The 11,745-nt window shown below is 63.5% G+C and carries 15 protein-coding genes and 1 pseudogene; all 16 read left to right on the top strand.

Annotated features, from left to right (window positions below; genetic code table 11):
- Window positions 1-12 precede the first annotated feature (12 nt).
- Window positions 13-654 carry a SurA N-terminal domain-containing protein gene (locus SB765_RS02925; RefSeq protein ID WP_049273631.1) on the top strand — a complete coding sequence of 214 codons (642 nt, stop codon included), beginning with the start codon at window positions 13-15 and terminating at the stop codon, window positions 652-654.
- A 249-nt stretch (window positions 655-903) separates the two neighbouring features.
- Complete coding sequence (locus SB765_RS02920) at window positions 904-1,437, top strand: response regulator (protein ID WP_049273640.1); 534 nt, start codon at window positions 904-906, stop codon at window positions 1,435-1,437.
- A 61-nt stretch (window positions 1,438-1,498) separates the two neighbouring features.
- On the top strand, window positions 1,499-3,172 hold the full coding sequence (locus SB765_RS02915) for a GspE/PulE family protein (RefSeq protein ID WP_063423791.1): 1,674 nt from the start codon (window positions 1,499-1,501) through the stop codon (window positions 3,170-3,172).
- A complete protein-coding gene (locus SB765_RS02910) occupies window positions 3,156-3,935 on the top strand; it encodes a hypothetical protein (protein ID WP_016499456.1) in 780 nt (259 codons plus the stop codon). Before SB765_RS02915 ends, SB765_RS02910 begins: the two co-directional genes overlap by 17 nt.
- Window position 3,936: 1 nt before the next feature.
- Window positions 3,937-4,479, top strand: a complete 543-nt coding sequence (locus SB765_RS02905; protein WP_410930899.1) for a pilus assembly protein — start codon at window positions 3,937-3,939, stop codon at window positions 4,477-4,479.
- A complete protein-coding gene (pilO, locus tag SB765_RS02900; protein ID WP_410930898.1) occupies window positions 4,466-5,029 on the top strand; it encodes a type 4a pilus biogenesis protein PilO in 564 nt (187 codons plus the stop codon). Before SB765_RS02905 ends, pilO begins: the two co-directional genes overlap by 14 nt.
- A complete protein-coding gene (locus SB765_RS02895) occupies window positions 5,029-5,553 on the top strand; it encodes a hypothetical protein (RefSeq protein WP_410930897.1) in 525 nt (174 codons plus the stop codon). Before pilO ends, SB765_RS02895 begins: the two co-directional genes overlap by 1 nt.
- The gene (locus tag SB765_RS02890; protein WP_156858793.1) at window positions 5,550-7,415 is read left to right on the top strand and encodes a secretin N-terminal domain-containing protein; all 1,866 of its coding nucleotides are present in this window, start codon (window positions 5,550-5,552) and stop codon (window positions 7,413-7,415) included. Before SB765_RS02895 ends, SB765_RS02890 begins: the two co-directional genes overlap by 4 nt.
- A complete protein-coding gene (locus SB765_RS02885; RefSeq protein ID WP_410930896.1) occupies window positions 7,412-7,891 on the top strand; it encodes a type II secretion system protein in 480 nt (159 codons plus the stop codon). The genes SB765_RS02890 and SB765_RS02885 overlap by 4 nt, the downstream gene beginning before the upstream one ends.
- A 5-nt stretch (window positions 7,892-7,896) precedes the next feature.
- On the top strand, window positions 7,897-8,271 hold the full coding sequence (locus SB765_RS02880; RefSeq protein ID WP_012272103.1) for a type II secretion system protein: 375 nt from the start codon (window positions 7,897-7,899) through the stop codon (window positions 8,269-8,271).
- Window positions 8,246-8,773: a type II secretion system protein gene (locus SB765_RS02875; RefSeq protein ID WP_410930895.1), complete on the top strand. Its 528-nt coding sequence runs from the start codon at window positions 8,246-8,248 to the stop codon at window positions 8,771-8,773. Before SB765_RS02880 ends, SB765_RS02875 begins: the two co-directional genes overlap by 26 nt.
- Window positions 8,770-9,165 (top strand): curli production assembly/transport protein CsgE, encoded by a 396-nt coding sequence (gene csgE, locus SB765_RS02870; RefSeq protein ID WP_016499463.1) that lies wholly within the window; start codon window positions 8,770-8,772, stop codon window positions 9,163-9,165. Before SB765_RS02875 ends, csgE begins: the two co-directional genes overlap by 4 nt.
- Window positions 9,162-9,575, top strand: a complete 414-nt coding sequence (locus SB765_RS02865) for a curli assembly protein CsgF (RefSeq protein WP_016487339.1) — start codon at window positions 9,162-9,164, stop codon at window positions 9,573-9,575. Before csgE ends, SB765_RS02865 begins: the two co-directional genes overlap by 4 nt.
- Before the next feature lie 34 nt (window positions 9,576-9,609).
- Window positions 9,610-10,461, top strand: coding sequence for a CsgG/HfaB family protein (locus tag SB765_RS02860; RefSeq protein WP_410930894.1), 852 nt, complete (start codon window positions 9,610-9,612; stop codon window positions 10,459-10,461).
- 292 nt (window positions 10,462-10,753) lie between these two features.
- Window positions 10,754-11,083: pseudogene (locus SB765_RS02855) on the top strand (RHS repeat-associated core domain-containing protein); the annotation flags it as partial.
- Window positions 11,084-11,200: 117 nt separating this feature from the next.
- On the top strand, window positions 11,201-11,635 hold the full coding sequence (locus SB765_RS02850) for a hypothetical protein (RefSeq protein WP_341798946.1): 435 nt from the start codon (window positions 11,201-11,203) through the stop codon (window positions 11,633-11,635).
- The last annotated feature ends 110 nt before the right edge of the window (window positions 11,636-11,745 follow it).

Below are 11,745 nucleotides of genomic sequence, written 5' to 3'. Positions count from 1 at the left end.
GTGGAGGTTGCCATGCGTATTGTGTTGCTGTGCCTGTTGCTGGTAATGGCCAAGGCGAGCTGGGCCGATGTACCTGCTGCACGGGTCAATGGCGTGGAGATTGGGTTGACGCGCCTGGAGCGCTATTTCAGCGAATACCTGGCCGCCCAGGGCCGCGCGGTGACCAGCATCCGCAACCCGGGGCTTTACAAGCGCCTGCGCGATCAGGCGCTGGATGAGCTGATCGACAAGGAGCTGCTGTGGCAGGAGGCGCGGCGACAAGGCATCGCCATCAGCGACGCGCAGGTGTCGGCGCATGTCGGCGAGGTAGAAGCTGCGTTCGGCAGCCCGGCAATTTTCGAACGGCGTCTGGCAGAGGCGGGCTTTGACAGGGCACAGTACACTGAGTACACCCGGCAAGACATGGCGGCCCAGCAGGTGTATGCCCAGCTCAGCGCAGTCGACGCGCCGAGCCCGGCCGAAGTGCAAGCATTCTATGATGCCAACCGAGAAACACTGCAAGGAGCGCAGAACCAAAGTGTTAACCCTTCGGTCATACACGAACAGGGCCTGGTCTTGGCCAGGGCCGCGCTCATCGGTGAGCGCGAGGCGCAAGCGCGCAAGTCCGTGCGCCAACGTTTGCGCAATTCCGCTAAAGTGGAGATCGCTGACTGAAGCCCCTGGTGGCGTTCCCCCCAATGCTGGGGAATTAGGGTTTGGCAATGTGCCATCAGTTTCCCCGGTTGTGGGGAAGCGGGCGGGTGTGCCTGCCCGCCGTGTGTTGGGTGCTGGCTGGCACCTTTTGCAAATCAATGACTTACAGCCGTGCAACATGACTATTCACGCCTGGCACGAAGCCTGCTCAAGCCTGTACAAGGGCGCACTTCGCAGACCGGGAAACCGGGCAGTTCTTGGGAGTCGACCTTGGTGAACAGAGTATTGGTAGTCGATGACGAACAGACCCTTGCGCAGAACCTGCAAGCGTACTTGCAGGCGCAAGGCCTGGAAGTTCATGTTGCCCACGACGGTGCTAGTGGTATCGAACAGGCTGAGCGCCTGGCGCCACAAGTGATCGTGCTGGATTACCGCTTGCCCGACATGGAAGGTTTTCAGGTTCTGGAGGCTGTACGCAAGAACAGGCAGTGCCACTTCATGCTGATCACCGCCCACCCCACCGTCGAGGTGCGTGAGCGGGCCGCGGAGCTGGGTGTGAGCCATGTCCTGTTCAAGCCGTTCCCATTGGTGGAACTGGCCCGTGCAATCTTCGACCTGATGGGCATCGAGCGCCGGCGCAGGGCCACGGACAACCCGGCTGAAGGGTTCGTCGAACGACGCCAGAACAGGAACGAATCGTTCCCCCTGCAGTTGTACGATGGAAGCTGGGTGTTGGCTGACCGCCGCCGCAATGGCGCCAAGCCACCAGGGCCCGACGACGATCAACTGCTCACAGGGGAATAGCGGCGCCCGCACCCCTGGCTGAGCCAGCCTGCGACGCGCCCCCTGAGCGGAGTCGCAGGCCATGCCAGCAGCATTCGATGCACCAGTCTCAGCCTACCCCCGCGACCTGCTGGCCCAGGCCCGTCTGCAAGCCAGCGACGAGCGCCTGCTCAACTGCCTCGAACGCCTTGCTTGCGACAACCCCGACACCTTCACCCGTCGCCTTGGCCTGACCCTGCATTACCCGGTGCTGGACAGCCACACCCTGCTGGCGAGCAGCCCACGCTTTGACAAGGTCAGCCTAGCTGCGTGCCTGAAGCGCGAATTCGTGCTGATCGAGCAGGGCGGCCAGCTGTTGGGCGTGTTCGCCGACCCCTTCGACCCCGCCCGCCTGGCCTGGATCGATGATGTACTGCAAGGCGCGCCGCTGTACCTGGCCCACGCCGCCGAACTGGCCACCTTCCTTGCCCGCCACGAAGAAAGCTTCCACGCCGTCGATGCCCTTGACCATGACGCCGAGGCCAGCAGCGAAGGCGACCCGCTGCAACGCCTTTCGCTGGCCAGCATCAGCGAAGACCAGAGCCGCGTGGTCAAGCTGGTCAACTCCACCCTGTACGACGCCCTCAAGCTGCACGCCAGCGACATCCACCTGGGCATGACCGGCCAGGGCCTGACCATCAAGTACCGCATCGACGGTGTGCTCAACGGCGCCGGCAAGGCCAGTGGCAGTGCCTTCGCCGACCAGGTGATCTCGCGCATCAAGGTCATGGCCGAACTGGACATCGGCGAAAAACGCGTGCCCCAGGACGGCCGCTTCAAGGTTGCCGTGGGCGACCGGCAAATCGATTTCCGGGTATCGATCATGCCCAGCATCTTTGGCGAAGACGCCGTGCTGCGGGTGCTCGACAAGCAGGACTTGTCCGACCGGGTCAGCGGCGTGCAACTGCAGGCCCTGGGTTTTGCCGACGAAACCCTGCGCGCGCTGCGCCGGCTGGCTGCCGAACCCTACGGCATGATCCTGGTCACCGGCCCCACCGGCAGCGGCAAGACCACCACCCTGTACGCCATGATCAGCGAGATCAACCACGGCGTGGACAAGATCATCACCATCGAAGACCCGGTCGAGTACCAACTGCCCGGCGTGTTGCAGATCCCGGTCAACGAGAAGAAAGGCCTGACCTTCGCCCGCGGCCTGCGCTCCATCTTGCGCCACGACCCGGACAAGATCCTGGTGGGTGAGATCCGCGACCCGGACACCGCGCAAATTGCCGTGCAGTCGGCGCTCACCGGCCACCTGGTGTTCACCACCATCCACGCCAACAACGTATTCGACGTGATCGGCCGCTTCAGCCAGATGCAGGTCGACCCCTACAGCTTTGTTTCCGCGCTGAACGCGGTGCTGGCCCAGCGCCTGATCCGCCTGGCCTGCACCCATTGCTCCAGCCCCTGCGAAGTGGATGACGACACCCTGTATGGCTCGGGCCTGACCCGTGAGGGCGTGGCCGGCTGGAAGTTCGTCCGCGTGCAGGGCTGCGGCCAGTGCCGGGGCAGCGGCTTTCGCGGCCGCAGCGCCATCGCCGAACTGCTGCACCTGGACGACGACCTGCGGCAGATGATTGTCGAGCGCCGCCCCCTCTCGCAAATCAAGACCCTCGCCTGCCAGCGCGGCCTGCGCCTGCTGCGGGCTTCGGCCCTGGACCTGGTCCGCGATGGCCGTACCACACTTGAGGAGATCAACCGTGTCACATTCATCTGATCGTTTCTGTGCCGTGGTCGGCGCCGAGGGTGTCGGCTTGGGTTGCTGGCACAAGCACCAACACCAGTGGCTGGGCAGCCGCGAGTTCAGTTGCGACGCCGCCCAGCCTGCCTGGGACGCCGCCGTCGACGCGCTGGCCGGGCTGTTGGCCGAGCATGCTGTACGGGGCGCCCAGTTGCGGGTGCTGTTGTCGGCCCGCTACAGCCGCTTCTGCCTGGTGCCCTGGAGTGATGCCATCGGCCACCCGCGCGAGCTGGACGCCTATGCCCGGGCCTGCTTCGAAAACCTCTACGGGCAGCCGTTGGACGACTGGCGTATCGTGCTGTCGCCTGAGCCTGCCGGTGCCGCCCGCATCGCCACGGCGCTGCCCGAAGCCCTGCTGCAACGGTTGCAGGGGCTGGGCCGGGAAACCCGCCTGAGCCTGCGCTCGGTGCAGCCGTACCTGATGGCTGCCTATAACCGCTGCTCGCCGCAGCTGGAGCAGGGCGACTTCCTGTTCGTGCTGGCCGAGCCGCGCCGCAGCGTGCTGCTGCTGGCCGCTGGCGGCGCCTGGCAGCAAGTGCTGACGCAAGGCTGCGCCGACAGCGACCAGGCCCTGCAAGCGTTGATCGAGCGCACCTGCGAGCTGTATGGCGAGCACCTGCCACGGGTGTACCTGCATGCCCCGGGCCGGGGCGACGTGCCGCAACTGGCGGCGGTGCAGCTGTGCCAGCCGGCCAGCGAAGCCGACCCGCTGTGCGCCATGTGGCGGGCGGTGGCTTGACATGCGCCGCCTCGAACTGGAATTCCAACCCCGGCGCAGCGGCCCACTGGCCTGGTCGCTGCTGGCCCTGGGCTGCGCCATGGTCGCCGGCCTGGTGCTGCTGCAACAGCATTTGCAGACCGAGCAGGTAGACCTTGGGGCCAGCGTGCACAGCCTGGAGCTGCAACTGGGCCGCCGCCCGGCCACCGTGGCCCCGCAAAGTACTGCTGCCAGCCGTGAGCAGGCCGAGCGACTGGCCCAGATGCGCAGCGTGTCGCAACAACTGCAACGCCCCTGGCAGCAGCTGTTCGCCATGCTAGAAGCCTTGCCGCAGGACGATGTGGCGCTGCTCGGCCTGACCCCGGACGCGCGCAAAGGCCAGGTCCGTATCGCCGCGGAAGCACGCAACCTGGAAGCGATGCTGCAGTACCACCAGCGCCTGGAAGCCAGCGATGAGCTCAGCGATGTATCGCTGCTCAACCATGAGGTGTTGGCCGCGCAGCCCGAGCACCCGGTGCGCTTCACTCTCACCGCCACCTGGGAGACTGGCCATGCGCGCCCTTGAATCGCTGAACAGCCTCATCCTCCAGGAACGCCTGCGCCGCGTCGGCCCGGTTGGCCTGGCCGCCATCGCCGTGGGCGTGCTGGCGCTGGGCGTGGTGTGCGCCGGGGTGCTGCCGCAGTGGCAGAGCGTGCGTGAACTGCGCGCCACCGAAGCGGACGCCAGCGTTCAGGTCGGGCGGGTCAAGCGTGGCGAGGTGAAGATCGCCGTCAAGCCCGAGCAGCAGGCCCTCGACAGCCTGCGCCAGCAACTGCCGGGGCAGCCCCAGGCCAGCGAGCTGATCGAGCGCCTGTACCATCTGGCCAGTGCCGAGCACATCAGCCTGGCGCGCGGTGAGTACGCCTTGGGCGTCGATCCCAAGACCCAGCTGGCTCGCTACCAGATCGTGCTGCCGGTGCGCGGCAGCTACCCGCAGATTCGCGCCTTTATCAAAGGCCTGCTCAAGCAGCTGCCGACCTTGGTGCTGGAAGACCTCGAGCTGCAACGCAAACGCATCGGCGACAGCGAGCTGAATGCCCGCCTGCGCATGACCCTTTACCTGTCGAGGTCATGATGAACACACAACGTGCAGTCATCTGGGCCAGCTTCCTCGGCGTGAGCGCAGTCCTCGCCTGGGCACCAGGGCACTGGTTTGACCAGGCAGATAGCGTTGCGGCCTTCGCGGGCTCGCCCGCTCCCACAGGTTCTGCGGCACTCACAAATCCGATGGGAGCGGGCGAGTCGGGGCGCCGAACCGCCGCGAAAGGGCCGGAACAGGCCTCCCGTGATCTGTTCCCAACCCAGCAATGGACCAAACCCCAAGCCCTGGCCACCGTCACCGAACAACCCGTGGCTGTCGCGCCCATCGTGGCCGCAGCGCCGACCGCCCCGGAGCTGCCGTTCCAGTTCATCGGCCGCATGGGCAACGACAACGACCTGCAGATCTTCCTGCAGAGCGGCGAAAAACTCTACGTCGTGCGCCAGGGCGACGTCATCGAAGACACGTATCGCCTCGATCGGGTATCGGCCAGCGAGCTGAGCCTGGTCTACCTGCCTTTGCACCAGTCGCAGACCTTGTCTGTCGGGAGCGCACCATGAAGTCGTCAAAGCTGTGCAAGCCTGCTCCGTTCCTGCTGTTGGCGTTGTGCGTGGCCATTGCCGGCTGCGGCTCCAGCGCGGTACGCAAGGACAGCGACCAGTTGATGAAGGAGGGCCAGTACGAAGCCGGTATCGCCCGGCTGGAAGAAGCCCTGCGCGACGACCCGCGTGATACCGAGCTGAACATCGCCCTGGCCCACAGCCGTCAGGCCGCAGTCGAGGCGCTGATCACCCAGGCCGATGCCGACCGCATCCGCCATGACTTTGCCAACGCCCGCATGGGGTATGGCCGGGTGCTGACCCTGGAGCCCAACAACCGCCGCGCCCAGGAAGGTACGCGCCAGCTGGAGCTGATCCGTACCCTCGACGAGCGCGTGGCCCTGGGCCAGGCAGCGTTGCGCCAGGGCGACCTGTTCGGCGCCGAGCGTTACATGCGCGAAGTGCTGCGCCTGGACCCGCAAAACCAGAAGGGCATGGCCCTGCGCAGCGACATCGAGAATGTCCAGGCGCGCACCGCGCAACCCTTCCCGCAGCTGCGCAGCAAGCTGGACCGGCCGGTCACCCTGGAGTTTCGTGATGCCAACCTGAAGACCATTTTCGAAGTGCTGTCCCAGGTCGCCGGTATCAATTTCATCTTCGACAAAGACCTTCGCCCGGACATGAAGGCCACCATCTTCGTGCGTGAAGTGCGCATCGAAGACGCCGTGGCGCTGCTGCTGGAGCAGAACCAGCTGCGCCAGAAGATCGTCAACGACAACACCCTGATGGTGTACCCCGACTCGCCGCAGAAGACCAAGGACTACCAGGAACTGGTCATGCGCACCTTCTACCTGACCAGCATCGACGCCAACACCGCGCTGAACATGGTCAAGACCATGCTCAAGACCCGCGACGTGTTCGTCGACGAGCGCCTCAACACCCTGACCATGCGCGACACCCCCGATGCCGTGCGCATGGCCGAAAAGCTGCTGCAGTCGCAGGACCAGTCCAACCCCGAAGTGGTGCTGGAAGTGGAGGTGATGGAAGTGGCCACCTCGCGCATCCTCGACCTTGGCCTGCAATGGCCCAACACGTTCGGCGTGCTGACTTCCGACGGCAAACCGGTCAGCGTGCTCGACCAGCTGAGGGGCATCGACTCCAGCCGCATCAGCATCGGGCCGGCACCGCAGGCCAAGATCAATGCCTCGGACAAAGACATCAACACCTTGGCCAGCCCGGTAATCCGCGTCAGCAACCGCGAGCAGGCACGTATTCACATCGGCCAGCGAGTGCCGATCATCAGCGCCACTTCGGTGCCGTCCACCCAGGGCCCGGTAATCACTGAAAGCGTCACCTACCTGGACGTGGGTCTCAAGCTTGAAGTGCAACCCACCGTGCACCTGAACAACGAAGTGGCGATCAAGGTGGCCCTGGAAGTCAGTAACGCCACCCCGCTGGAGGCTACCCGCCAGGGCACCATCCCGGTCCAGGTCGACACCCGCAATGCCCAGACCACCCTGCGCCTGCACGATGGCGAAACCCAGGTACTGGCCGGCCTGGTGCGCAACGACCACAACGCCAGCGGCAACAAGATCCCGGGGCTGGGTGACATCCCCGGCCTGGGCCGGCTGTTCGGCAGCAACAAGGACGACATGAGCAAGTCCGAGCTGGTGCTGGCGATTACCCCGCGCATCGTGCGCAACCTGCCGTACCAGAGCCCGTCGGACATGGAGTTCTCCACCGGCACCGAGTCGGCCATGCAGGTACGTCAGATGGCCCCGCTACCGCCAATGGACGTGCCCGGCAACGCGCCGGCTACCGATGCACCGGTCGTGGACAGCCAGATGGCAGTGGCCCCGGCCAACGGGAGCCCACGGCCATGAAAGCCCGGCGCCGCATGCAGGGCTTCAGCCTGATCGAAGTGGTGCTGACCCTGGCACTGCTCGGGCTGCTGGCCAGCATGGCCGCGCCACTGACCGAAACCGTGGTGCGCCGCGGCAAGGAACAGCAACTGCGCGAGGCGCTGTACCAGATTCGAGATGCCATCGACGCCTACAAGCGGGCCTTCGACGCTGGCTACATCGAGAAGCGCCTGGACGCCAGCGGCTATCCGCCAAACCTGCAGGTGCTGGTGGACGGTGTGCGCGATGTGCGCAGCGCCAAGGGGGCCAAGTTCTACTTCCTGCGGCGCATCCCGCATGACCCGCTGGTGGCGGCCAAGGATGAAGACCAAGGCGGCTGGGGCCTGCGGGCCTACGACAGCAGCCCCGACAGCCCGCGTGAAGGCGAAGACGTGTTTGACGTGTATTCCAGGGCACGCGGCAAAGGCCTCAACAACATCCCTTACGGGCAATGGTGACAGCCATGAAACGCAGCAAAGGCTTCACCCTGATCGAACTGCTGGTGGTCATGGCGATCATCGCCACGCTGATGACCATCGCCATGCCGCGCTACTTCAACAGCCTGGAAAGCTCCCGCGAAGCCACCCTGCGCCAAAGCCTGGCGGTGCTGCGCGAGTCGCTGGACCACTACTACGGCGACACCGGTCACTACCCGGACTCGCTGGAGCAGTTGGTTGAGCAACGTTACCTGCGCAACACCCCGGTCGACCCGATCACCGAGCGCAGCGATGCCTGGCAGCTGGTGCCACCGCCCGAGGGCGTGGCCGGCGGCGTGGCCGATATCAAAAGCGGTGCCACAGGGAGGGCGCGTGATGGCAGCCTCTTCGCTGAGTGGTAAGGCCGAGCGTGGCTTCACTTACCTGGGCGTGCTGCTGCTGATTGCGGTCAGCAGTGTGGCCCTGGCCGCCACTGGCACGATCTGGGCCAGCGCCGCCCAGCGTGATCGCGAGCGCCAGTTGCTGTGGGTGGGCAGCCAGTACGCCCAAGCCTTGCGCAGCTTCTACCGTGCCTCGCCGGGCCTGGCCCAATACCCGCAGGCGCTGGCCGACCTGCTGCAGGACAACCGCTTCCCGCAGGCCCAGCGGCACATTCGTCGGCTGTACCCCGACCCCATCACCAACAGCGACGAGTGGGGCCTGCTGCGTGCAATCGACGGCCGCATCACCGGCGTGTACAGCCGCTCGGACGCCACCCCGTTCAAGCGCAGTGGCTTCAGCGTCGAATGGAGCGGTTTCGAAGGGCTGGAACACTACAGCGACTGGCAGTTCGTCGCCGAGCAGGCCTTCAGTGAAAGCGCCGGCGGCGTGCAGACCCACAGCGGCCCGGGAGACACGCCATGAATACCTTGGCTGCGCTGTGCCTGGGCCTGCTGCTGGCCTTGGCCACTTCGGCCAAGGCAGGGGACGAAGACGAGATGCAGGGCTTCATCGTCGACAACACCATTTCGCACATCGGCCACGACTTTTACTACTACTTCGCCGACCGCCTGCGCGCCACCAGCCGCCTGGACTTCAACCTGGTGGTACGCGAACGCCCGGATGCCCGCTGGGGCAGCCTGGTCACCGTGGAGTTCGAGCGTGAGGTGATGTACCGCCGCTTCCTGCCACCAAACACCACCGAGCTCAAAGACGAGGCCGTGGCAGCCGCCGACCTGGTCAAGCAGCAAATCATTCAACGCAAGCTGCAACGCCTGCTACAGGACACCACCGACTTGGAGAGGGACGAGCTATGAACCACCGCATTCCACGTTGCATTGCCGCCTGCCTGCTGGCCAGCGCTTGCGCTGCCCAGGCCACCGAGCTGGTGTACACCCCGGTCAACCCGGCCTTTGGCGGCAACCCGTTGAACGGCACCTGGCTGCTGAACAACGCCCAGGCGCAAAACGATTACGACGACCCGGACCTCAAGGACCGTGCCTCGGCCTTTACCGGCACCACGGCCCTGGAGCGCTTCAGCAACCAGCTGGAGTCGCGGATGTTGTCGCAGTTGCTGGACAACATCAGCAACGGCAGCACCGGCAGCATGGCGACCGATGCGTTTCTCATCGACGTCATCGACGATTCCGGGGCCTTGAGCATCAAGGTCACTGATCGTGCCACAGGAGAAATTTCGATCATTGAGGTCAGCGGCCTGAACCCCTGAGAGGGAAAGGCTTTTATGTTGGGGAGAGAACACCATGAAACGTCTGCTGAGCACGCTGCTGATCCTCACCGCCCTGGGCCTGCAAAGTGGTTGCAGCCTGCGCGAACCCATGTCGGCCGAACAGGACTCGGAAACCCCGACCCTGACCCCTCGGGCCTCGACCTACTACGACCTGATCAACATGCCACGGCCCAAAGGCCGGCTGATGGCCGTGGTGTACGGCTTCCGCGACCAGACCGGGCAGTACAAGCCCACCCCGGCCAGCTCGTTCTCCACCAGCGTCACTCAGGGCGCGGCCAGCATGCTGATGGACGCCCTCAGTGCCAGCGGCTGGTTCGTGGTGCTGGAGCGTGAAGGCCTGCAGAACCTGCTGACCGAGCGCAAGATCATCCGTGCTTCGCAGAAAAAGCCGGATGTAGCCGAAAACATCATGGGCGAACTGCCACCGCTGCAGGCCGCCAACCTGATGCTGGAGGGCGGCATCATCGCTTATGACACCAACGTGCGCAGTGGCGGCGAGGGGGCCCGCTACCTGGGGATAGACATCTCCCGCGAGTACCGGGTGGATCAGGTGACCGTGAACCTGCGTGCGGTGGATGTGCGCACCGGGCAGGTGCTGGCCAATGTGATGACCAGCAAGACTATCTATTCGGTCGGCCGCAGTGCCGGGGTGTTCAAGTTCATCGAGTTCAAGAAGCTGCTGGAAGCCGAGGTGGGCTACACCACCAATGAACCGGCACAGCTGTGCGTGCTGTCGGCGATTGAGTCGGCGGTGGGGCACTTGCTGGCGCAGGGGATTGAACGGCGGCTGTGGCAGGTGGCGGGGGATGCGGAGGAGGGCAAGGCTACGGTGGACAAGTACCTGAGCCAGAATCAGCAGCCGTGATTGGTCTGGAGGGCCTCTAAGCGGGTAAGCCCGCTCCCACAAGCGCTGGCCTCAGGCTTGACGCGGTCCCTCGTAGGAGCGGGTTTACCCGCGAAGAGGCCGGTGCAGGCGACGCAATCATTCATTCGCGGTCTACGCAACCTGCGTACATTGTTGTTTGCCGTTCGTGCGGGCGGAAGGTGGCGACGGGTTAGCATGAATTTACTGGAATGAAAACTGATGCTTCTGCCAGTAGCGCACTTCAAATTTCATATGCGACTGTTACGCTAAAGATGGCTTTCGGTACAGGCTAATGGCGGGCGACAATCTAGATGGTATGAATGCACGTGAATGCCAATCTCGGCAGCCTTTCTCTGGTACACCTCGATTAGCCCCTGAGAGCCAGGAGGTGACGTATTCACCCTATGGCTACTGTGATCGTGAGGTGGGCGTGTCACGCGTATTGGGCTTCAATGGTGAGCGGCAAGAGCAGGTGACTGAAGGTTACTTGCTGGGGAATGGTTATCGGAATTTTTATCCGACTTTAATGCGCTTCAGTTCTCCTGACAATCTAAGTCCGTTCGGAAGAGGTGGGATAAATGCATATTGTTACTGTGCAGGAGATCCAGTGAATCGGCAAGATCCGAGCGGGCATCAAATGTGGCCTATATTTCCAAGGAATTTCAGAAAAGCGAGGTATTTCAGAATTGTTACGGGGTTTTTATACAAGGCCGGCCGGTCAAGGGTAAGGCGGGCGTCGATGCCGGCACTTCTTGACAGGCCTTCGGATGATGAAATTGTAAAAGAGTGGGACATGGTTGGTTTGCACGCGAGTGCGTCTGAAAATCTGAAAAGTCTGCAGGCTAACCTTGATCCAATATTTCAAGGCACTCCTGGTCGTGAGTTTTTGGGTCCGGGCTTCTACGCAGCACCAGAAATTGAAGTGCCCACCAAGATTGCTGGCAGCATTCAACGGTATGACAATAAAGAAACTATGATTTTCTCGGTATACACAAAAAGCATGGCACGTCTTAAGCTGGGTAGAGATTATGATTTTTCTCAGTTCCTTGACATGCCCACTCAACGTAACCAAATGGAGATAGTCTTCCGGACGAAGGCATATTATTTGATAGCCGTCCGACAAGTGAGGTCAGGTCGGATAGTGCTTCCTCGGTCTAAAGAAGCGCCATTTTAAAAATTGCATATCCCTCATTGCTGGGGGCGCTACGCATCCCATTCTTGGTTGCCTCTAAATGCATGCGTCTGCTGGCCAGCGATTTGTGGCGGCTCCAGTGAATCAAGGAG

This window comes from Pseudomonas sp. SIMBA_067 (assembly GCF_046534675.1).
In the GTDB taxonomy this organism is placed as follows: Bacteria; Pseudomonadota; Gammaproteobacteria; order Pseudomonadales; family Pseudomonadaceae; genus Aquipseudomonas; species Aquipseudomonas putida.
This window is presented reverse-complemented; position numbering and strand designations above follow the sequence as displayed.